Here is a 22,116-nt window from a genome sequence, read left to right on the forward strand (position 1 = left end):
GAGAGAATCAGTCGTCGTTGATCATCAGCTCAAGATTTCCGAACACTTCCTCGTAGTAGGAAGAGCTGAGATCGTCGAAGCAAGTGGCGTCGTACCTGGCGAATATGCCATCAGCTGCGGCAGCTCCGTAGATGGAGCAGACCTTATCTGCATCGTTTTCGATGTTGATGCGCCACATTTCTTTTTCATCTTTTGTCACTGTTTTTGCCTCCATTACTGAATGTGGCGTTCCTGCCCATCAGTTCGCCTTTGATAATTGAATTACGTTCTGAAGAATGGGCCACTGGTGATCAGTCAGTGCACTCCAGGACGCTTGAATAGCAGATAGGAAGTTAAAATTAATTTCGCGTTCACAAAATAAAGTAGAATTTCGCGTTCGTACATGATATAATTATTTTGACTTCCAATCTTTTGTGATTGATGTGTTACTTTGTAACTTTCAATCACTAATCTAATTTTATAAAATCGGCAAACTGGAAATCGTACGTTTGCCTACATCTGCCTACATAAATGCCTACATCTGGAAAGGAGGAAAGCACCGTGAGGTTCTTTGAGTTCGCAAAGCTCATGCATGACAACTATGAAGAGAAAGCAAAAGCTGGCGAATTCGTCGTCATACTGATTGACGCCATCCTTGACGATACTGCGCTGGAAAAGGACTCCCCAAATCCGCTTTACGGGCTCGGGAAATCGACACTGGAGGCCTATTACAGCGGTAGACGCCCTATTTCACAAAAGAAGGCCGCTCAGATTGTTCCGCGTCTGTCCGAAGAGACATTTGCTGGATTCGTCGAAACCTATTCAATGGACGCGCTGGATCACATAAGGGATAAGCTGTCGGAATACGGATTCGATGTGCCTTCATATGATGTAGGCAGAGCTCTGGCAAACATCCTCGCGCAGATGATCAAGCGTCGGTCTGAGGGCCTGTCAGACGACGTGGTCAAGCTCGATTACAAGCGATATGAATCTGGACAGCTGCTAAAAAATATCGCCCCCGCGTCGATAGAACGTAGAGGCGACAAGCTGCACATTGCAGGCGAGATAATAACGATTGACCGGGCACTTGTTCCGGACAATGTTGCGGAGCAGGAACTTGACTATATACGAGCGTTGTATGAGGTATTCGCCGAAAAGCTTCACCGAGAGACCTTTACTGGAGACGATCTGGATCTGCTTCCGAAAAGCATGAAGGCAAACTATAGGGAGCAGCGGAAAGCGTACTACAGTGCTGTCAGTATCGAACGCTCCGTGCGTGACGTGTTCGATGACGGAGAGGATGAATTCCAGAGACTGAAGGATGATGCTTGGGAAGGTATCAACACAACCTACTGGAAGGAATATCCGGATGGGTATGCAAGATTGAACGCTGTGCTGGAGAAGATCACGAGCACGTCGCTCGATGGTTCTGTGCTCAGCCAAATGCGGAACCTGATCGGAAATCTTGAGAAGAAGGGCATTTGTCATATTCTGGTGAATGACGGCGTGATCGAGTCGTGGGTGACCGTTGATGACTGACAAACTCTTCAACACGCCATTCGAGCTGTCCCTTCACATCCTGCTGCTCCTTGATTCCGTAGATGGCGGTTTCACCATCGAGCGGATCACAGATTATGATTTTATAGCAGTGTATGCACCAGACTTTGGATTTAAAGCGGAATCCTTAAACGGCGACAACGGATTCGCATTCAGTGAGCTGACAGCCAAGCGGAAACTCATGAAGGCAGCAATAAAGGGCCTGGTGCTTGATGGACTCGTGGCCGCTTCAGACAGCATGGAAGGGATCATCTATACGCTTTCCAGTGCTGGCCGTTCTATGAGCAAAAGCTTCCAGTCTGATTATGCAGCCAGGTATCGCAAGGTAATAAAGCAGGTTCACAGAAGATACTGGAACAAATCGGAAGTGGAATTGTCCGGCATCATCAACAAGCAGTCCACGAAAGAATTAAGAAGGAGGTAACGGCATGGCGGGATTCTATATAAAGAAAGTTATTGCAAAGAGTGTCCAAAAAGGCGATGCCAGCGTTACCTTCGGTAAAGGCCTGAATATCATTCAGGGTCGTTCAGATAGTGGGAAGACCTGCGTCACAAATTGCATTGACTTTATTTACGGCGGATCGACAAGTAAGCCATTCAAAGATTCAGCGAAGTATGACGGCGTCACGATGATTGTTGCTTCGAATGACAAGCCAGGAGAACTGGCTTTACATAGAGATGTCGGAAAGAATCAGGTCGATGTTACCAGCACAATAACAGGAATTGATAGTGGCACATACGATGTGACAAATCGTAAGAATGCGAAGAATCCTCCGCTGAACAGCATCTGGCTGCAGTTGATCGGGACGGAGCCGGAAGTCATGATTGTTACTAATTCCCGGTTTGAGACAAAACGGCTTACATGGAAGAACCTTCTCCGGATTTTTTATCTGGACGAAGGCCGGGTAGATGACATAGATTCCATCGTGGAGCCATCGCACCGGTACATGGAGAATACGCTTTTCCTTTCAGCTCTCCTGTATTTGATCACCGGAAGGACTTTTACAGAGACGGATGCACAAGAGAAGAAGGAAATAAAGAAAGCTCGACGGAAAGCTGTCAAAGATTATGTGAACCAGAAGATCCAGAATGCTGCGGAACGCAAGAAAAAATTGGAGGAAGACCTTCATATTTTTGATGGTATAGATGTAGAAGCACAGATTGCTGAAGCTACGTCCGCGCTCGAAGAAACACAGAAAGCAATAGATCAGGCTCTTGAAGAGAGCCAGAAGCTCCTTGCCTCTATTCTGGATGATGAGCAGCAGATTGCTGAATGCAATGTTCTGTTGAATCGGTACCAGAAACTGAGCGATCAGTACAAGGGCGATATTCAAAGGCTTTCTCTAATCGCGGAAGGAGAAGAGGCTTATCAGAGAGTTCAGCAACCGCTGATCTGCCCATATTGCGACAATCCGATCAAACCACGGAAGAGAAAGTCCTACATGGAGTCCGCACGGATAACTATGGAAAGGACAATGACTCAACTGACAGGCCTTGAAGAGACAGAAAAAGATGTGGACGATCAAAAAAGAGAAATACAAGAAGATTTAAAAAAGTTGCAGGAACGCCGGAATGCTTTGGAATCCAGAATCAAAAAAGAACTAAGACCAAGGGAATCCGAGCAAATGAATGTCGTGAATTCTTATAAGGCTTATCTGCAGATCACAACTGAGATCAGTGTGATCGAATCCTATGCGAATGATTTCGGGAGCGACTTGGATGCTATCGAAAACGAGCAGAAGGACGATAAAACAACGGAATATCATCCAAAAGAATACTTCAGCGATGACTTCGTTCCGACCATGTCCGAGTACGCGCAGTCAATCCTTGAGGAGTGTCATTATTCAGGTTTACTAAAGGCAACATTCAACTTCTCAAAATTTGACATCATGGTCAATGGTGAGGACAAGGGAACGAGCCATGGGAAGGGATACCGATCATATCTGAACACCGTAATGATTCTGATGCTCCGGAAGTATCTGGCTAATTTTGCCAAGTTTGATCCGCATACATTTATCATCGACACACCACTTCATGGCTTTGATGATGGTGTGAATGAAGACATGCCTGAAAGTATGCGGGCTGGACTTTACCGGTACTTCATGAATCATCAGGATGAAGGCCAGCTCATCATTATCGAGAATCTGGATCACATCCCGCATCTTGACTATGAAGCCAACGGCGCGACAGTCACGACGTTTGAAAAGGTCGACGAGCCTGGCAAGCGGTACGGTTTCCTTAATGACGTGAAATAACTAGCATGGATTTGTATATAGAAGGGTGAGAATACGGAGGCAGACATATGCATTTCAGCTATAACAAACTGTTTAAGCTATTGATCGACCGTAATATTAAGAAGAAAGAACTGCGGGAAATGAGCGGTGTTAGCGCCACTTCAATTGCCAAGCTTGGCAAAGGCGGCAATGTAAACACGGATGTTCTGCTTCGCATATGCGTAGCACTGAACTGTGATGTCGGAGACATTATGGATATTGTAAAGGACGATGGAACTCCGGTGATAGCTGAGAAAGAAACTGTAATGAGAGGTAATGAATAATGGCAGAAAAGACGAGCGCCAACATTGGCTTTGAAAAACAGATCTGGGATGCAGCATGTGTCCTTTGGGGACATATTCCTGCAGCAGAATATCGGAAGGTAATTATCGGATTGATCTTCCTGCGCTACATTTCAGCGGCTTTTGAGGCACAGTACAGGAAATTGGTTGCGGAAGGCGAAGGATTTGAAAATGATCCGGATGCTTATCTGATGGACAACATTTTCTTCGTACCGAAGGAGGCACGCTGGGAGACCATCGCGGCAGCAGCGCATACGCCGGAAATCGGGACAGTCATCGATACAGCAATGCGCGCTATCGAGAATGACAACAAGAGTCTAAAGAATGTTCTTCCGAAGAACTATGCCTCTCCGGATCTGGATAAGAAGGTCCTCGGCGATGTCGTCGATATCTTCACGAATAATATAGATATGTCCGACACGCGGGCCAGCGAGGATCTGCTCGGGCGCACATACGAATACTGCATTGCCCAGTTTGCGGAGAAAGAAGGCGTAGGTGGCGGAGAATTCTATACTCCCTCCAGCATCGTCAAAACGCTCGTCGCCATTTTGAAACCGGAGCCGAACTCCCGTGTATACGATTGCTGCTGTGGTAGTGGTGGAATGTTTGTACAGTCTGAGCGATTCGCGGAAGGACACAGCCATAACCGTGGCGTCATCTCGGTCTACGGACAGGAAGCAAACCCGGATACGTGGAAGATGGCAAAGATGAACATGGCTATCCGTGGAATCGACGCTGACCTCGGTCCTTACAATGCGGATACCTTCACGAATGATCTGCATAAGACATTAAAAGCGGACTATATTTTGGCAAATCCGCCCTTCAACTATCATCCGTGGGGACAGGAACTCTTGAAAGATGATAAGCGCTGGAAGTACGGTCTGCCTCCAGCAGGAAACGCTAACTACGCATGGATTCAGCATATGATTTTCCACCTTGCACCGAATGGCAAAATCGGACTGGTGTTGGCAAATGGTGCCCTTTCCACGCAGTCGTCTGGCGAGGGAGAAATCCGGAAGAACATCATCAATGATGACCTGATCGAAGGCATTGTCGCCATGCCGACGCAACTCTTCTACAGCGTCACGATTCCGGTTACACTCTGGTTCATCACGAAGAACAAGAAGCAGAAAGGTAAAACCGTATTCATCGATGCCCGCAAGATGGGTCACATGGTCGACCGGAAACACCGTGATTTCTCTGAGGAGGATATCCAGAAGCTGGCGGATACGTTCTCTGCTTTTCAGAATGGAACACTTGAGGACGTGAAGGGATTCTGCGCTGTCGCCACCACGCAGGACATCGCTAAGCAGGATTATATTCTTACGCCGGGGCGCTATGTCGGCATCGAAGAGCAGGAGGATGACGGCGAGCCATTCGAAGAAAAGATGGATCGCCTGACTTCTGAGCTTTCCGAGATGTTCAAGAAGTCCCATGAACTCGAAGATGAGATAAGAAAGAAGCTGGGGGCAATCGGGTATGAAATTTGACGAATCAGCTTTGTATCATATTGAATCCTCTCTTCCAGGCGAACGACATGCTTTGTTTGATCTTGCTACTTGGAAGAATGGACTCGCTTTTAAGAAAATAGATTTTTCTGAAACTGGACTGCCAGTAATTAAAATAGCTGAGCTTAATAATGGAATCAGCTCAAATACATCTTTTACAAACGGAAATTATGGTGAGGACGTTTCGTTACATTGGGATGATTTGCTGTTTTCATGGTCAGGAAATCCGCAGACCTCTATTGACGTTTTTAGATATCGCCTAAAGGAAGGTTGGCTTAATCAGCACATTTTTAAAGTAACAGCTAACGATGAACTTGTAGGGAAGGATTTCCTTTATTATGTGTTGAAATTTTTAAAACCAATATTTTCAGAGATTGCTTCAAATAAGCAAACAACAGGTTTAGGGCATGTAACGATAGCAGATTTAAAGCGCTTAAGTTTAATTGTCCCGAATAAGGAAGTACAGAATAGGATAGTTTCTATCCTGAAAGTCATTGATGACAAGATAGAGATTAACAATGAAATAAACAAGAATTTAGAGGAGCAAGCTCAATCACTCTACAGAGCATGGTTCGAGCAGTTTCTTCCATTTGATGGCAACATTCCCTCTGAATGGCATATTGGCACCCTCGGAGATATTGCTACGATTAAGACTAACAGTTTCAATCCGCGAAAGAATCCAGGAGTCATTCTTGAGCATTACAGCATACCATCTTATGATGAACAGCATTTTCCTGTCTTTGAGCCATCGGACAACGTGAAGAGCAATAAGTATATCCTTACAGACGATTCTGTTCTTGCCTCAAAACTGAATCCTGACACCAAACGCATATGGCGGCCTATGTGCTTGACAGATCATGCCGTTTGCTCAACCGAATTCATCGTGTTTGAGGCTAACAACAGTGCGCATAAAGATTTTCTGTTTTCAATAATTGACAGCCAATCTTTCTCCGACTGGATGTGTGCTCATACTACCGGCTCAACAAATAGTCGGCAGCGTACAACGCCATCAACAACTCTGGAATACACAGTACCTATAGCACCTGATGATGTGATAGACGAGTTTTGCGCATCTGTTACTCCCATGTATGATCTGATAAATCGAAACTTGCAAGAGAATCAAAAGCTGGCATCACTTCGTGATTCGCTGTTACCTAAGCTCATGTCCGGCGAGATCGATGTTTCCAGCCTCGACCTTTAAGCCGCATATAAATTCTTGTTTATAACTCCCACCAACGGCGGGAAGATAATAGCCCAACGGAACTGCCGTTGATGTCGTTCTCTGGAAAAACTATAGAAGGAGAAATGACATCATGAAAGAATCTATCAAACAGGAAGTGCTGCAGCGAATGCTGCCTCTTCTGGACAATGCACAGGCAAAGGCACTCGAGCAGACACTCGAAACTGTGCTTTGCAAGTATATGGAGGACAAGCCGGACAAGGACGAAGTCAGCAGTCAGGAATTGCTGCAGAAGTTTCTTGAAGCAAAGAGGATCGAAGGATGTTCAGAGAAGACGCTGACCTACTACCAGAACACAATTAACCGCATGCTGACGGAGACAAGCAAGGAAGTGACGCATGTTATGACTGAAGATTTAAGATCATATCTGACAGATTATCAGAAACAAAATAACCTCAGCCGTGTTACGATCGACAATGTGCGCCGGATTCTGTCCAGCTTCTTCTCATGGCTGGAGGACGAGGAATACCTGATCAAGAGCCCGATTCGCCGAATTCACAAGGTGAAGACGACAAGCAGTATCAAGGATACCTATTCGGATGAGGACTTGGAAAAGATGCGGGATAGCTGCGAAGAGAAACGCGACTTGGCTTTGATTGATATGCTGGCTTCAACGGGGATGCGCGTCGGCGAACTGGTACTGCTGAATCAGTCGGACATTGACTTTAACGAACGGGAATGCAAGGTGCTCGGTAAGGGCAACAAAGAGAGGATCGTCTACTTTGATGCCCGCACGAAGATACATTTGCAGGAATATATCGAGAGCCGAGATGATAACTGCGAAGCATTATTCGTCTCTCTGAAAGCCCCGCATACCCGACTGACAATCAGCGGTATTGAATCAAGGGTTCGAGAGATCGGGCAACGCTTGAACATAGAAAAGGCGCATCCGCATAAGTTTCGAAGGACGCTTGCAACAAAAGCAATTGATAAAGGGATGCCGATTGAGCAGTTGCAACAATTACTTGGTCATAAACGAATAGATACAACACTTCAGTATGCTATGGTCAAGCAAAGCAATGTAAAGTTGGCACATAAGAAATATATTGGGTAGGAAGTGAAATGATGAATAATTGGAGAACGTATACGGTTCAAGAATTAATAGACGAAGGAATGCTTGAGGAGCCTTTAGATGGTAATCATGGTGGCCTTCATCCGAAAGCCTCCGATTATGTATCTTCTGGAGTCCCTTTCATCATGGCAAAGGATTTGCAAAATGGCTCGATTGATTATCGCAATTGTGCATACATAACCGATGAAAAAGCAGCAACTTTGAAAAAGGGATTTGCCCATCCGGGGGATGTCCTCTTAACACATAAAGGCACGTTGGGCAGAACAGCTATTGTCCCGAATAAGTATCCTGTAACTATACTTACTCCACAAGTTACGTACTATAGAGTAAAAAAAGATATCAACAATAGGTATCTAAAATATTACTTTGATTCAAAACCGTTCCAACAAACCTTATCAAATTGGGCCGGATCAGGAAGTACTCGTGCATATTTGGGAATAACAGCTCAGCATAAATTGCCCATAGTTCTTCCGGATATTGAGACTCAGAATAAAATAGTTAATATTGTAGAACCTATTGATCAAAAGACTTTTGAAAATGAGAAGATAAACAAGAATTTAGCAGCTTAGCCTTTGAGCTTTTGGTACTGCTTCTTCCAGGCACGAGATGGTTTTCGACATGTTCCATCTTTGCTTACGAAGGCACAGATGTCAGACAAGCTGTTGTTTCCGCAAATATTAGAGTTATTCTGGCGGTACCCATAGGTTTGTGGTTTGGTATCCTGCTCGTTGAGTGGAGCGTTAAAGGGAATCTTTAGCCCTTTCTCATTCATAATGACACCTCCGAAACATCGATATGTCCAGTCATAAGCTGTGGAAGCAGTTCATCGCGCAAGGATGCCAGTTTCCGGTTCTCTATACGATTTGAGATTACGAGATCATATAGAGGCGCAAGAAGGCTGCCAATGCGTTCATAGTCAGAACGAGAGGGAATTAAGACTTCGGCTTTAGAAAGTTCTTCTCGTTTAATGTGTCCCATTGTTGTAGCCATATCTGCAGCGATGGCAGCAAATTTCTGAAGATGATGGTTAGTCCATGCGTAGTAGAACCATTTATCGTAGGTTTTGGATGTAACCTTAAAAAGATGCTGATTTAATCCGCATGTGCCACCACACCAAAGATCAACGAGGAGGCTGCCTGACCACGAGAAAATAACATCGCCATCGTGAACAATGTATTCTGGCTTGATAGAAGGAGAACACAATTCACTGTTGGCATCGCAGGAACCTTGCCGAAGTTCTTTGATCTTCAAGACTGGGAGACCTTGTTCTCCCTCGGCAGGACGATACTTTTGCATAGCCAGACCATTGAGGTAATCAGCGATACCAAGAAGAGAGCTCTTTGTCCAGTTGGCAGGAATGTCATCCAAGGAAAGAAATTCCTGATCGAAAATGGTCTGTGCTTGATCAAGTAAATTCTTGTTTATCGGAGAACAAGGACTCCACTGGAGTATAAAGAATATAGTAATTGTAATAAAGGAGTTGATTTTATGTCAGGTTTTTACACCGAAGCAGACTATGAAAATACGATCATAGAGCTGTTCGAGAATATGGGCTGGCGACATGTCTACGGTCCGGATCTGGATCGGGATTATCATGATCCACTTTATGAGGAAGAACTGGATGACGCCGTCCGCCGGATCAATCCGGATATGCCGGAAAACGCCATTCATGAAGCCCTCTTCAAACTGAAGAACTTTGAAAACGCAGACCTCGTACAGAAGAACGCCGTCTTCACGGATTACATTCAGCATGGGGTCGAAGTGCGCTATCTCGACGGTAAAGAAGAACGTTCCGGGCTCGTTTATCTGGTTGACTATAAGACTCCTGACAACAACTCCTTTGTCATTGCCAATCAGTGGACCTTTATTGAGAACAGCAACAAGCGCCCGGACGTCCTTCTCTTCTTGAACGGTTTGCCAGTTGTACTGATGGAGCTCAAATCTCCTTCACGGGAGGAGACGGATGCCTCGGAAGCCTATACACAGATCCGAAATTACATGCATGAGATTCCGTCCATGTTCATTTATAACTGCATCTGCGTCATGAGCGACCATCTGACGAGCAAGGCTGGAACGATCACTTCCGGCGAAGATCGGTTCATGGAGTGGAAAACGAAGGATGGGAGCTATGAGAACACGCAGTATGCGCAGTTTGATACATTCTTCGAGGGCATGTTCCAAAAGGAGCGGCTGCTCGATATCATCAAGAACTTCATCTGCTTTTCTAATGAAGGCCTGAAGCAGTTCAAGATTCTCGCCGGATATCATCAGTATTTCGCCGTGCGAAAGGCTATCGAGTCCACAAAGAAAGGCATGGCGACCGATGGCAGAGGCGGTGTGTTCTGGCATACACAAGGCAGTGGCAAATCCCTGTCGATGGTTTTCTATGCTCATTTGCTGCAGGAGGCGCTGAACTCTCCGACTATCGTTGTCATCACTGACCGTAATGATCTAGATGATCAGCTTTACGGACAGTTTGCCAAGTGCAAGGATTTTCTGAGGCAGGACCCGATTCACGCGCAAAGCCGGCAGAATCTGAAAGAATTGCTCGACGGCAGGAAAGCTAACGGCATCATCTTCACCACGATGCAGAAATTTGAAGAATCCCACGAGCCGCTGTCTGAACGGCATAACATCATCGTCATGGCAGACGAGGCGCACCGTGGGCAGTATGGTTTAAAGGAGAAGATAGACTCCAAGACTGGTGAGATCAAAATAGGAACCGCTCGGGTAATCCGTAACAGTTTGCCGCATGCAACCTACATCGGATTCACAGGAACGCCGATTGCCCTCAAGGACAGAAACACGCGTGAGGTTTTCGGTGATTATATCGACATCTATGATATGACGCAAGCAGTGGAGGACGGCGCAACTCGCCCGGTCTACTATGAAAGTCGTGTAATCAAATTAAAGCTTGACGAAGATACGCTTGCCTTGATCGATAAAGAATATGACATCATGGCAGAAAACGCTGATCCGGATGTCATCGAGCGAAGTAAGAAAGAACTCGGCCAGATGGAGGCTATTCTCGGGAATGATAAGACCATCGAATCTCTCGTAAATGACATCCTTGATCATTACGAGAATTACCGTGAGAACCTGCTGACCGGCAAAGCAATGATTGTCGCTTATTCACGTCCGATTGCTATGAAGATTTACAAACGGATTCTGGAGCTGCGTCCGGCGTGGACGGACAAGGTCAAAGTCGTGATGACGAGCTCCAACAAAGATCCGGAAGAATGGGCGCAAGTCATCGGCAATAAGCGGCACAAAGATGAGCTCGCCGCAGAGTTCAAGGATAACAGCAGCCCTTTCAAAATTGCCATCGTTGTAGATATGTGGCTGACAGGATTTGACGTACCTTCGCTTGCCACGATGTATATCTACAAGCCGATGAAGGGCTATAACCTGATGCAGGCCATTGCTCGCGTGAACAGAGTCTTTCAGGACAAGGAAGGCGGCCTGATTGTCGACTACGTCGGGATTGCTTCGGCTCTGAAGGAAGCAATGAACGATTACACGGCGCGTGACCGCAAGAACTACGGTGACACCGATGTCGCGAAAGTTGCATATCCGAAATTTCAGGAAAAGTTGTCTGTATGCCGTGATCTGTTCTATGGTTACGATTATTCGGATTTCTTGCACGGTAGCAATTTTGCACGCTCTAAGGCAATCAGCGGAGCAGTGAACTTTATCGTTGCCGTTGATAAAGAAGATGACCGGGATACATTCCTGAAGGAATCCCTAATGTTGAAACAAGCGCTTTCTCTCTGCTCTTCTCTTGCAAGAGAGGATGAACGACTTGAAGCAGCATTCTTCGAATCTGTCCGCGTACTGGTGAACAGGCTTACAAATCAAGGTGAAGGAAAGAGAATATCCCTGCCAGAAATGAACGCCCGTATCAATAATCTCTTGAAGGCGAGTATCCACAGCGACGGCGTAATCAACCTGTTTCAGGATGTGAATGGCGAGTTTTCTCTCTTTGATACAAAGTTCCTTGAAGAAGTCGCAAACATGAAGGAGAAGAATCTTGCCGTTGAGCTTTTGAAGAAGCTGATTGCGGAGCAAGTCGTCGTATTCAAACGTACGAATGTCGTCAAGTCTGAAAAGTTCAGCGAGATCATGCAGCAGGCTATGAACCGCTACTTGAACGGGATGCTGACGAACGAGCAGGTTATTGAGGAACTCCTGAATCTAGCAAAGCAAATACAGGCGGCGCAGAAAGAAGGCGAACAGCTTGGACTGACAGCGGACGAGCTAGCTTTCTACGATGCCCTTACAAAACCGCAGGCAATCAAAGATTTCTACGAAAATGAGGAACTCATAGCTATCACGAAGGAGCTGGCAGATACTCTTCGAAAGAACCGTACCATCGATTGGCAGAAGCGAGATTCAGCCCGTGCCAAAATGCGTATGCTAATCAAACGACTTCTAAGGAAGCACAAGTACCCGCCGGAAGGCATGGATGACGCTGTCCAGACAGTGATGACACAGTGCGAGCTCTGGGCAGACAATAACGACATGGAAGACCGCGTAACGTCTTATTCTAACCGGTTGAATCAATATGTGAATGAGACTGATAGCTATGTAGCAGAGCAAAAGTCGGGATATGACAAACAATAAAGAAAGGTAAATATGGACGCAACGAAGGGAAATATCTACACGATTTTAAATGGCAACAAACAATTTCTTATTCCTGTTTATCAGCGATATTACAGTTGGGAGGTTAGTCAGTGTGAGCGCTTATGGAATGACATCGTTGATATGCAGAAAAAAGGTAAAGAAGGCCATTTTGTAGGCTCAATTGTAAATATTGCAGAGCAAGCCATGCCTACCGGAGTTCAGAAATATATGATTATTGACGGCCAGCAGAGAATCACCACTATGACCCTTTTGCTTATTGCTCTCCGCGATTATGCTCTTGCACATACTGATGACAAGACCATCAACGCAAATCGGATCGATAATATGTTGCTCAAGAACGAATACGAGGAAGACAATGAACGGTACAAGTTACTCTTGACGGAAACTGATCGAGAAATTCTGATTGACCTTGTAGAAAAAAAGCCGATTTCAACTGATGTCACATCAAGACTTTTAACAAATTATAAGTTCTTTGCTGACCAGATTGAAAAGAAAGAACTCCTTCCTGCTGAGATATATGAATCTGTTGGAAAATTACAGATCGTAAACATTACTCTTGATCGAACAAAGGATGACGCACAAGCAATATTTGAAAGCTTGAACTCAACTGGTAAAGAATTGTCTGAATCCGATTTGATTCGAAATTACGTTTTGATGGGATTGGAGCCAAAAGAGCAAAAGTCTGTTTATGAACATTATTGGAGACCGATGGAGCTTCTCTTTGAATATGAGAAGCAAGATCAGGTAATGGATCGATTCTTCCGGGACTATCTGACTATGAAACTTGGCAGAATCCCAAAGCAAGACCATGTATACGAAGAATTCAAGGCATATCATCTGAACTGCGAATTTTCAACTATTGAAGAACTGTGTCAAGATCTTCTTGCATATTCAAAATACTATACCGACATGGTCTTCCGCCGTAGCAGCAACAAAACATTGAAAACGCTTTATTCAGATATTAGTGAACTTCGGATGGAGGTTGCTTACCCATTTTTGCTTAAAGTGCATAATGATCAAGCTGAAGGAATCATCACGGAAGACCAACTCGCAGAAATCCTTGAAATGTGTATCAGTTACGTATTCAGAAGGAATATCTGCGAGATTCCAACGAACTCTTTGAATAAGACCTTTGCGACTATGAAAAATGAGATAAGGCTGGATGATTACATGCATTCCATCAAGGCGTTTTTCATTCTTCGTGACGATTATAAAGTGTTTCCTGATGACGAAAGATTTGCCGCTGCTTTTAAGACTAGAGATGTTTATCATATGCGCCAGCGGAATTACCTGCTCAGCCATCTGGAAAATTATGAAAATAAATCTCCAATCATCATTGAAAATTACACGATAGAACATATCATGCCTCAAAATCCGAAGCCGGATGATGATTGGAAGCACAACCTTGGACCGAACTGGAAAGAAGTGCAGAAGAAGTATCTTCACACAATCGGGAATTTGACTCTCACAGCATACAATTCTGAAATGAGTGATAATCCGTTCATGGAAAAAATGGATATGGAAGGTGGCTTTAAAGAAAGTGCACTCAGGCTGAATTCCTATGTCGTGAAGCAAACCACATGGAATGAATCTACAATTGAGGAGAGAGCTTCAATACTTGCTGAAAAGCCAAAAAGATATGGGCTTATCCACAATTAACACCAGCAGAACTTGCCCCATATCAGGTTGAAGAGAAGCCTGTTCAGAAATATGGCCTTGATACCTACGGTATAAATGTTTTCACAAAGACTTTGTTCGAAATGCTCGACAAGCGCATTATAAATCTTTCGCCGGATGTGAAACGCGAATTCAAGAAGCTTTACATTGCATATAAGCTGGATACTAATTTTGTTGATGTTGTAGTACAAAAGCAGCGACTCAGGATTTCTCTGAATATGAAGTTCTCGGAAATTTACGATCCAAACAATATGTGCCGTGATATTACGGGGCTTGGACGCTGGGGCAACGGCGATGTAGAACTTTACTTTGAACATACATCTGACATTGACAAAGTAATGGAACTTGTGGAACAGTCCTACCGTTTGCAGGCAGATGAGGACTAAACCATTTAACGATAACCATACAATTTAACGATTACAGAGAGGGGTGTCGCTTTTGACCACAGTTCATGCAAATGTACATCGATGCTGGGCCGAAAGTGCGCCTTTTTCTGCTGCGCAAAAACGGAGAAAAGCCCGGAAATTAAGCGGCTTCCGGGCTATAAGTACATATGGGCATTGTATCAAAGATAGAGTCTTAATAGACCCGGCTGCTGGGACTTTTGGCTTTATGGTTGCTGCCAACGACTACTTGCGTGAGCAAACTGATGACTACTTTGACCTCTCAGCTAAAGAACAGGAATTTGAAAAGCACGAAGCTTTTTCCGGGATGGAATTAGTGCAAGACACCCATAGATTGGCTCTGATGAACGAATATCTTCATGATATGGATGGCCGTTTGGAATTGGGCGACTCCTTGTCTGCTGCTGGTAAGTGGATGAAGGACTTTGATGTCGTTCTGACCAACCCGCCTTTTGGTACGAAAAAGGGCGGTGAAGGGGCAACTCGTGACGACTTGACTTATTCAACGTCTAACAAGCAGTTGAACTTCTTGGAAATCATCTATAACTCACTTAACCGGAGTGGTCATGCCCGTGCAGCCGTCGTTGTGCCGGACAACGTGCTTTTTGCGGATGGCGTGGGTGAAAAAATCCGGCTTGACTTGATGAATAAGTGCAACCTGCATACGATTCTGCGCTTACCGACGGGGATTTTTTACGCGCAAGGCGTGCAAACCAATGTACTGTTCTTTGATAGAGGGACGACGGATCAAGATAACACCAAGGAAGTTTGGGTCTACGACATGCGCCATAACATGCGGAGCTTTGGTAAGCGCAATCCTTTGAATAAGAAGGACTTTGAAGGATTTGAAAAAGCCTACTGCGTTGATGATCGAAGCAAGCGGGTGGAAGACTATGACGCGGAAAAGAACCCGAATGGCCGCTGGAGAAAGTTCAGCATCGATGAAATCAAAGCACGTCCTAATACCAGCTTAGACATCTCTTGGATTGGCGACGAGGAAGACAAAGAGGATCGTCCATTAAGCGAATTGCTAAGCGATATGGTGGAGAAGTCGCAAAATATTGCTGACGCGGTTAGTGCTTTGCAGAAGGCCTTAGAAGGGGTAAGCGATGAAGACTAATCTGAATGTTGATACGCAAGCGCTTAGAGAGAAGATTCTTGATCTAGCCATGCGGGGGAAGCTGGTTGAGCAGGATGCTGGGGATGAGCCGGCTGGTGTACTGCTAGAGAAGATTCGGGCTGAAAAAGCTGAATTGGTGAAAGAAGGGAAAATTAAGAAGAGCAAGAAACTTTCCGAGATCACTGACGAGGAGAAGCCGTTTGATATTCCAGGTAGCTGGGAATGGGTAAGACTGGGGGATATATGCACGAAGCTAGTAGATGGGGATCATAATCCTCCAAAAGGTGAAAAAATAAAAACGGAATACATAATGGCATCGTCTAGAAATATAAACCGAGATACATTGGTAGATCTTGATGCTGTCAGATATTTAGATAAAGACACGTTTTATAAAGAAAATGAACGAACAATGCTTCAAAAAGGCGATATATTATTTACATCTGTCGGCTCACTAGGACGAAGTTGTATATATGAAGGAGATTTAAATATTTGTTTTCAAAGAAGTGTATCTGTTTTGACAACACAAATCTTTAATCAATACCTTAAATACTTTTTTGATTCGCCCTTTTATCAGAAAACAGTAACCAAACATGCAACAGGCACTGCTCAGAAGGGATTCTATTTAAAGCAAATGGCTGTTTCTTTGATAGCTGTCCCTCCACTGGTAGAGCAGAAGCGGATCGCAGATAAGGTGTCAGAGCTGTTCAAGCAAGTTGATGCCATTGAAAAGAACGTTGCTGAATATCAAGATCTTGAACAAGCAATGAGATCTAAGCTTCTTGACTTGGCAATGCGCGGTAAACTTGTTGAACAGGATCCATCTGATGAACCTGCTAGTGAGTTGCTGAAGCAGATTCAAGCTGAGAAGGCTGAGTTGGTGAAGGAAGGAAAAATTAAAAAGAGCAAGAAACTTCCCGAGATCTCCGATGATGAGAAGCCGTTTGATATTCCAGATAACTGGGAATGGGTGAGATTGGGGGATATAGTAACTGTAGCGGGTGGAAAACGAATTCCAGCTGGACGAAAATTGACTACCGAAAATACTGGTCACGTATACATCAGAGTATCTGATATGAAAAACGGCACCATAGATATAAATAACTTGATGTACATATCAGAAGACATTTTTTCGCTAATTTCTAAGTATATTATAAGCACAAATGATATTTATATTACTGTAGCTGGGACAATCGGTAAAGTTGGAATTATTCCAGAAGAACTGGATGGCGCAAATTTAACAGAAAATGCCGATAGATTAATTTTTAGAAACTTGAGCCAAATGTGGTTAAAAGATTCATTGGAGTCGATGCTTATTCGAAGACAGATTGAGGCGGCGACAACCAAAGTTGGTCAGCCAAAGCTAGCAATTAGGAGGATTCAAGATCTCATTCTACCTCTTCCTCCACTGGCAGAGCAGAAGCGGATTGCGGAAAGGCTGTCACAGTTGTTCAAGCAATTAGAAACTATCAAGCAAAATTTGACTACTGTTTCCTAGAAATTGTTAAGGGGATTCTTCCATGCCGCAACTGAGATTGCAGTCAAATGACTTTATTATCTATTTCTGGCTAAATAAAAATGACTTGAACTCGGAATGGATTGATTCTTCAATTGAAGTTATTTATAACGAGAGTCAAGTCTTCTCAGTCAAACCATTATGGTACAACGATGAGCCGGAGACACTACTAAGTGAGGTTGAAGCTTTTCTTCAAGGTAGAGCAGGAGATGAGCAATTTTCTTTAATAGATGATCCAACAGTCGAAATTTCATTTGATCATGAGGATCAACTATTGATCCTTCGACTATACTATAGTTTTGACTTAGCAGATCACTTAACGATCTACTTAGAATACGATCAAGCGACCTACGTGCGCGAATATCTAAAGCTCTTGCTTCATAAGACAGAAAAGAGTTCGCAAGCTGTTCAAGAATTGTATGATGCTGGCATTTTTCAAGGAGACTGAAGGCCTGCCGTAAAGAACTAGCCAAACCACCAAATGACTCCGGTACAACACCGGAGTCATTTTTCTTGCAACCGCACTTCATCCCTCCCGCCGCATCTTCCTGTACTCGCTCGGCGTCAGCCCGGTGGCCATTTTAAAGGCCCGGTAATAGGTACTGACGCTAGGGTAGCCGACGATCTCACTGATCTCCTCGATACTCTTGGTCGTCAGCTCCAGGAGCGACTTGCTGATCGACACCCGGGTCTCCGTCTTCAGCTGGCTGAAAGTCTGGTCAAAAAGCTGCCGGATCAAGCGGGACAGATACTTAGGCTGGTAACCGAAGTGGGCAGCCATTTTTTCCAAAGTCACGTCTTGAATATTAGCCACCAGATAGTTCATGATCATCCCCGTTCTGGTCATCGGATTAGCATAGTGGACATTGCTGCTGGGAAAGCGCGATGAATCCAGCCGGACTCTGGCGTGATAGTGCCTAGAAAGCTCTGTCAGAAAGCCCGCGCAGGCCAGAGACAGCTCATAATCCACGAAATAGCTGTCTTCACCTGCCTCAGCAATCTTCTGGCAGAAGTTCAGCCCCTCATGACAAATCATGTTGTCCAGGCCGGTATAGTGCACGTAGCTCTCTGCCTGGTCCAAGTCCTTAAAGACGTCGTGCACCAGCCCGTTATTGGCCATGGTGAGCATGTCGAGCACCGCCTGCCGCTTAAAGTCCAGACTGACCAGTCTTATTCTGAAGTCATCTTTGTTGAAAAAAGCCAGCCGGGGAAACTTCCTTGAGATCACGATATCATAGGCAGCCAGCTGACAGGGCAAGTTGTTTAAGACCGCGTAACAAGGAGAGAGGACTTCAACTAACTCCAAGTGAAAGTCTGAGCTATTTTCTTCGCTATCTTTCTCAATAAACGAATCATGGCTAATCTCAATACTGTCAATGACTTCCAGCTCTTTAAACATTTTCTTGCTCCCTTAAATAGTTACTTTTTGCTAATGATTTAGATACCTTGCTTAATTACTATTATACTTTCTTCACGATACAATGTAAGCGGTTAAAGAAAATGAGTAAGGAAAGCAAGGAGAACTACCATGTCATATCAAGACGGAAAGTACCAAACTGAAGCAGAAGGCCTGCACGGCCCGGTTAAAGTCGCTACCACCATTACTGGCGGGAAGATCAGTGCTATCGAGGTCCTGGTCGGGGCTGGTGAATACCAGTCTAAGGCTAACGACGTCATTGCCAACGAAATCATCGCCGCCCAGTCAACGGATGTCGATGCTGTTTCTGGCGCCACGGTCTCTTCTAACGCCATCATGACCGCTGTTAAAAAGGCCCTGCAGGAAGCCAGCGGGGAGAGCCAGGACAAGACTAGCGAAGAATTGACCACTGACCTGGCGATTATCGCTGCAGGCCCGGCCGGCTTGGCTGCGGCAGTCTCTGCTGCTGAACAAGGCGTCAAGGTTGCAGTTTTTGAAAAGGAAAAAATCACCGGCGGGACCGCCAACATGGGCATGGGGCCACTGGGGATCAACACTAAGATCCAAAAGGCCAACTTCAATGAAATCTCAGTTGCCGAAGCCTTGAAGAACCAGATGGAATACACTCACTACCGGGCTAACGGCCGCCTGGTTGCCCGCTACTTCAAGCAGTCTGCCTCAACCATCGACTGGCTGGAAAAGATGGGGGTCAAGTTCGCCGGGGCTTTCCGTTACTTTAAGGAATCCAACGCTACCTGGCACATCGTTGACCCAGGCGACGGCAAGATCGGGCCAGGCTGTGCCTCAGCCATGAACAAGGCCTTGACCAAGCGGGCTGAAGAATTGGGCGTCAAGTTCTACTTGGAGACGCCAGTCAAGCGCCTTTTGACCGAAGACGGCAAGGTGACCGGCCTCGTTGCAGAAAGCGAAAATGCAGCATATACTGTTCACGCCAAAGCGGTTGTCGTTGCAACCGGCGGCTACGGGTCAAATGCTGAGATGCTGAAAGACCGCTTGGGCATCAATCTGGACAAGGATTTCTTCACCTTCAACGTGCCTGGCATCAATGGCGAAGGCTTGAAGATGATGTGGGATGCCGGTGCCCAAAAGTACGGTGATACGGTTGAAATGATCTACATCCTGCCGCACAACCTGGAATACATGGTCGCTGACGGCGTCCTGCGTCAGCCAAACTTGATGATCAACCAGAAGGGTGACCGTTTTATGGATGAAGGGATGCTGGGCAATACTACTTTTTCCGGCAACGCCATGTTCCTGCAGCTAGGCCACTATGCCTACGTCATCATGGACCGGGCGATTTTGCAAAAGTACCAGGAAGACGGCCCAGACATTATGGACATTGTCCACCCGGCTGCCGGCTTTAAGATGCTGGATCCGGTGATCAAGAAGGCAGAAGAAAACGGCTATGAAGCCATCATTACGGCTGACAGCGTCGGCGAATTGGCTGAAAAGCTGGACATCCCAGCTGCTAAACTGCAAAAAACGATCGACGACTACAACAGCTATTGTGACCATGGCCAGGACAGCGAATTTTTCAAGAATCCTGACTACCTCCACAAATTGACTGGGGAAGGCGGCTTCCTGGTTGGCAAGTTCTACAGCGGGGCCTATGGCACGGTTGGCGGCGTCAAGATTGACGAAAACTGCCAAGTCCTGGATGACGAAGACCAGGTTATTCCAGGCCTCTACAGCGCGGGATCGGACGCTAACACCATCTACGCTGACAGCTACAACTTTACCCTGCCGGGCAACACTATGGGCTTTGCCGTAAACTCTGGCCGTATTGCCGGCTTGGAAGCGGCTAAATTCATTGAGGAATAATTTTTTGCAAAATCCAACAGATGTGCTGAAACTGTGCTTTTCTTTTTCTGAATAAGCTGGAATGGTGGAACTTCTCTGATGAGCAAATCGAAGAAGCCATCCCGTTTTTGACCAACCTTGACCTGGATCAGTCCAAGGCTGGGCTCTTGAAGATCAAAAATGAAGCAGGTACTAATGGACTTCAAAGTTAATTGTTAAATTCCAAAGATTTTACAGACGGTTGGCAGATTTTCCTGCCAGCTGCCATTTTTTGCACGGCTTCTTAAAAGCGTTAGTTTAACGCTGTGTTAAAAAAGATGCTATAGTTACTTTTACTGTTGTTGATCTGTTGATGGATGAAGATGTTGGGGAGGAATAGCCAAAAATCAGCAGTATCGATCTGGCAAACTGTAAGAATTGCATCTGCCGTTTTTGGAAGAAAAGTCGCAGCGTTTATGGTAGAATTTCGTATACAAGATCACAAATTGGCTTAGTATTGAAAGCCGCAAGGCAAGGAGGAAACGATGATGGACGATGAAATGTGGGAAGCAGTAAAAGACTGTGACCCTTCCTATGATGGCAAGTTTTATTATGCCGTGAAGACTACCAAAATCTTTTGCCGGCCTTCTTGCAAATCAAAAGTTCCCAAAAGGGCAAATGTTGAATATTTTACTACGCGGGAAGCAGCAAAAGCAGCTGGCTACCGTCCCTGCAAGCGTTGCCGGCCTGACTTGCCTGATTATGATCCGGACCGTGAGCTGGCTGAAGCAAGCAAGGCCGTGGTTGATCACTATTTCAGCGACCAGGAACAGCTGAATAATAAAATTAAAGAGCTTGGCGCAAGCAAAAAGCACTTGTCTCAGCTCTTTAAGCAATACTATGAGATGCCAGCTAGGGATTATCTGGTTCAAGTGCGCACTGATGCCGCCAAACAGGCCTTGCAGGCTGGGGCCAGCGTTCTCGATGCTGCCAGTGCCGCTGGGTATGAAAATATATCAACTTTTTACGCGCATTTTCGCCGGCAGACCGGAATGCCGCCGGCAAAGTACCGGCAGATTTTTGCCAACAATATCAGCCGGGCCGTGATGGACACGCCAATTGGTCCGCTTAGGATTATTGCCTCGCAAGACGCCATTCTCTGCAGTGAACCAGCAGGCGTGCAGCAAAAGCTGGCTGGCAGGGATGCAGACAAAATTCCGGCTGACCGGATCATCCCCGGCGACCCTTCTGGCGACTTGGTCCAGGCCTGCAAGGCGGAACTGACAGAATATTTTGCCGGCCAAAGGCAAGACTTTGACCTGCCTTTAAATCCGGAAGGAACGGATTTTCAGAAAAAAGTCTGGGAGCAGCTGCGGCAGATTCCCTATGGCGAAACCAGAACCTACAGGGAACTGGCAGAGATGACGGGAAGCAGGCAGGCCTCACGGGCCGTGGGCATGGCCAACCACTGCAATCCAATCTTGATTTTGATTCCCTGCCACCGGGTCATTGGGGCTGACGGAAGCCTGACTGGATACGCGGCGGGCCTTGAAGCTAAGCGTTATCTATTAGACCTGGAAAAGGGCGGGGCAAAAAAGTGAGCAAACTAA

General features: G+C 45.6%; 18 protein-coding genes and 1 pseudogene. 16 read left to right on the top strand and 3 right to left on the bottom strand.

The genetic code is table 11. The features are described from left to right. Positions 1–7: 7 nt before the first annotated feature. Entirely contained in the window at positions 8–199 is a 192-nt protein-coding gene (locus ACYVUV_RS04830; RefSeq protein ID WP_484499101.1) for a hypothetical protein, read from the bottom strand. A 341-nt stretch (positions 200–540) separates the two neighbouring features. Between ACYVUV_RS04830 and ACYVUV_RS04835 the strand changes: the two genes are divergently transcribed. The 8 genes from ACYVUV_RS04835 to ACYVUV_RS04870 all read left to right on the top strand — a co-directional run bounded on the left by ACYVUV_RS04835 (position 541) and on the right by ACYVUV_RS04870 (position 8,500). Continuing rightward, complete coding sequence (locus tag ACYVUV_RS04835; protein ID WP_484499102.1) at positions 541–1,518, top strand: ABC-three component system protein; 978 nt, start codon at positions 541–543, stop codon at positions 1,516–1,518. Continuing rightward, on the top strand, positions 1,511–1,960 hold the full coding sequence (locus tag ACYVUV_RS04840; protein WP_484499103.1) for an ABC-three component system middle component 2: 450 nt from the start codon (positions 1,511–1,513) through the stop codon (positions 1,958–1,960). The genes ACYVUV_RS04835 and ACYVUV_RS04840 overlap by 8 nt, the downstream gene beginning before the upstream one ends. Positions 1,961–1,964: 4 nt before the next feature. Next, complete coding sequence (locus ACYVUV_RS04845) at positions 1,965–3,791, top strand: coiled-coil domain-containing protein (protein ID WP_484499104.1); 1,827 nt, start codon at positions 1,965–1,967, stop codon at positions 3,789–3,791. Positions 3,792–3,838: 47 nt separating this feature from the next. Continuing rightward, on the top strand, positions 3,839–4,093 hold the full coding sequence (locus ACYVUV_RS04850) for a helix-turn-helix domain-containing protein (protein ID WP_484499105.1): 255 nt from the start codon (positions 3,839–3,841) through the stop codon (positions 4,091–4,093). Continuing rightward, the gene (locus tag ACYVUV_RS04855; protein WP_484499106.1) at positions 4,093–5,601 is read left to right on the top strand and encodes a type I restriction-modification system subunit M; all 1,509 of its coding nucleotides are present in this window, start codon (positions 4,093–4,095) and stop codon (positions 5,599–5,601) included. The genes ACYVUV_RS04850 and ACYVUV_RS04855 overlap by 1 nt, the downstream gene beginning before the upstream one ends. Beyond that, a complete protein-coding gene (locus ACYVUV_RS04860; protein ID WP_484499107.1) occupies positions 5,591–6,820 on the top strand; it encodes a restriction endonuclease subunit S in 1,230 nt (409 codons plus the stop codon). The genes ACYVUV_RS04855 and ACYVUV_RS04860 overlap by 11 nt, the downstream gene beginning before the upstream one ends. A gap of 112 nt (positions 6,821–6,932) precedes the next feature. Continuing rightward, entirely contained in the window at positions 6,933–7,913 is a 981-nt protein-coding gene (xerA, locus tag ACYVUV_RS04865) for a site-specific tyrosine recombinase/integron integrase (protein WP_484499108.1), read from the top strand. 8 nt (positions 7,914–7,921) lie between these two features. Continuing rightward, positions 7,922–8,500 (top strand): restriction endonuclease subunit S, encoded by a 579-nt coding sequence (locus ACYVUV_RS04870; protein WP_484499109.1) that lies wholly within the window; start codon positions 7,922–7,924, stop codon positions 8,498–8,500. Between the two features lie 199 nt (positions 8,501–8,699). On the opposite strand, the gene ACYVUV_RS04875 is transcribed toward ACYVUV_RS04870, so the two are convergent. Next, positions 8,700–9,299: a restriction endonuclease subunit S gene (locus ACYVUV_RS04875; RefSeq protein ID WP_484499110.1), complete on the bottom strand. Its 600-nt coding sequence runs from the start codon at positions 9,297–9,299 to the stop codon at positions 8,700–8,702. A 120-nt stretch (positions 9,300–9,419) separates the two neighbouring features. Between ACYVUV_RS04875 and ACYVUV_RS04880 the strand changes: the two genes are divergently transcribed. The 6 genes and pseudogenes from ACYVUV_RS04880 to ACYVUV_RS04905 all read left to right on the top strand — a co-directional run bounded on the left by ACYVUV_RS04880 (position 9,420) and on the right by ACYVUV_RS04905 (position 17,737). Next, positions 9,420–12,554, top strand: coding sequence for a type I restriction endonuclease subunit R (locus ACYVUV_RS04880; protein ID WP_484499111.1), 3,135 nt, complete (start codon positions 9,420–9,422; stop codon positions 12,552–12,554). A 12-nt stretch (positions 12,555–12,566) separates the two neighbouring features. Further along, a complete protein-coding gene (locus ACYVUV_RS04885; protein WP_484499112.1) occupies positions 12,567–14,234 on the top strand; it encodes a DUF262 domain-containing protein in 1,668 nt (555 codons plus the stop codon). A 92-nt stretch (positions 14,235–14,326) separates the two neighbouring features. Continuing rightward, the gene (locus tag ACYVUV_RS04890; protein ID WP_484499113.1) at positions 14,327–14,638 is read left to right on the top strand and encodes a DUF5655 domain-containing protein; all 312 of its coding nucleotides are present in this window, start codon (positions 14,327–14,329) and stop codon (positions 14,636–14,638) included. Between the two features lie 193 nt (positions 14,639–14,831). Continuing rightward, positions 14,832–15,776 (top strand): annotated as a pseudogene (locus tag ACYVUV_RS04895) (HsdM family class I SAM-dependent methyltransferase); the annotation flags it as partial. Continuing rightward, positions 15,766–17,271, top strand: coding sequence for a restriction endonuclease subunit S (locus ACYVUV_RS04900; protein ID WP_484499114.1), 1,506 nt, complete (start codon positions 15,766–15,768; stop codon positions 17,269–17,271). The pseudogene ACYVUV_RS04895 and the gene ACYVUV_RS04900, both read left to right, overlap by 11 nt. Before the next feature lie 22 nt (positions 17,272–17,293). Next, positions 17,294–17,737 (top strand): hypothetical protein, encoded by a 444-nt coding sequence (locus ACYVUV_RS04905; protein ID WP_484499115.1) that lies wholly within the window; start codon positions 17,294–17,296, stop codon positions 17,735–17,737. A 78-nt stretch (positions 17,738–17,815) separates the two neighbouring features. On the opposite strand, the gene ACYVUV_RS04910 is transcribed toward ACYVUV_RS04905, so the two are convergent. After that, positions 17,816–18,688, bottom strand: a complete 873-nt coding sequence (locus ACYVUV_RS04910) for a helix-turn-helix transcriptional regulator (protein ID WP_484499116.1) — start codon at positions 18,686–18,688, stop codon at positions 17,816–17,818. 129 nt (positions 18,689–18,817) lie between these two features. Between ACYVUV_RS04910 and ACYVUV_RS04915 the strand changes: the two genes are divergently transcribed. After that, the gene (locus tag ACYVUV_RS04915) at positions 18,818–20,548 is read left to right on the top strand and encodes an FAD-dependent oxidoreductase (protein ID WP_484499117.1); all 1,731 of its coding nucleotides are present in this window, start codon (positions 18,818–18,820) and stop codon (positions 20,546–20,548) included. Between the two features lie 503 nt (positions 20,549–21,051). Next, the gene (locus ACYVUV_RS04920) at positions 21,052–22,107 is read left to right on the top strand and encodes a bifunctional transcriptional activator/DNA repair enzyme AdaA (protein ID WP_439776280.1); all 1,056 of its coding nucleotides are present in this window, start codon (positions 21,052–21,054) and stop codon (positions 22,105–22,107) included. Positions 22,108–22,116 lie beyond the last annotated feature (9 nt).

This window comes from Lactobacillus sp. WILCCON 0149 (assembly GCF_057197965.1).

Coding starts and splice junctions, on each gene's coding strand:
- ACYVUV_RS04840 (WP_484499103.1), top strand. CDS start 1,511: ATGACTGACAAACTCTTCAACACGCCATTCGAGCTGTCCCTTCACATC.
- ACYVUV_RS04845 (WP_484499104.1), top strand. CDS start 1,965: ATGGCGGGATTCTATATAAAGAAAGTTATTGCAAAGAGTGTCCAAAAA.
- ACYVUV_RS04850 (WP_484499105.1), top strand. CDS start 3,839: ATGCATTTCAGCTATAACAAACTGTTTAAGCTATTGATCGACCGTAAT.
- ACYVUV_RS04855 (WP_484499106.1), top strand. CDS start 4,093: ATGGCAGAAAAGACGAGCGCCAACATTGGCTTTGAAAAACAGATCTGG.
- ACYVUV_RS04860 (WP_484499107.1), top strand. CDS start 5,591: ATGAAATTTGACGAATCAGCTTTGTATCATATTGAATCCTCTCTTCCA.
- xerA (WP_484499108.1), top strand. CDS start 6,933: ATGAAAGAATCTATCAAACAGGAAGTGCTGCAGCGAATGCTGCCTCTT.
- ACYVUV_RS04870 (WP_484499109.1), top strand. CDS start 7,922: ATGATGAATAATTGGAGAACGTATACGGTTCAAGAATTAATAGACGAA.
- ACYVUV_RS04880 (WP_484499111.1), top strand. CDS start 9,420: ATGTCAGGTTTTTACACCGAAGCAGACTATGAAAATACGATCATAGAG.
- ACYVUV_RS04885 (WP_484499112.1), top strand. CDS start 12,567: ATGGACGCAACGAAGGGAAATATCTACACGATTTTAAATGGCAACAAA.
- ACYVUV_RS04900 (WP_484499114.1), top strand. CDS start 15,766: ATGAAGACTAATCTGAATGTTGATACGCAAGCGCTTAGAGAGAAGATT.
- ACYVUV_RS04905 (WP_484499115.1), top strand. CDS start 17,294: ATGCCGCAACTGAGATTGCAGTCAAATGACTTTATTATCTATTTCTGG.
- ACYVUV_RS04910 (WP_484499116.1), bottom strand. CDS start 18,688: ATGTTTAAAGAGCTGGAAGTCATTGACAGTATTGAGATTAGCCATGAT.
- ACYVUV_RS04915 (WP_484499117.1), top strand. CDS start 18,818: ATGTCATATCAAGACGGAAAGTACCAAACTGAAGCAGAAGGCCTGCAC.
- ACYVUV_RS04920 (WP_439776280.1), top strand. CDS start 21,052: ATGATGGACGATGAAATGTGGGAAGCAGTAAAAGACTGTGACCCTTCC.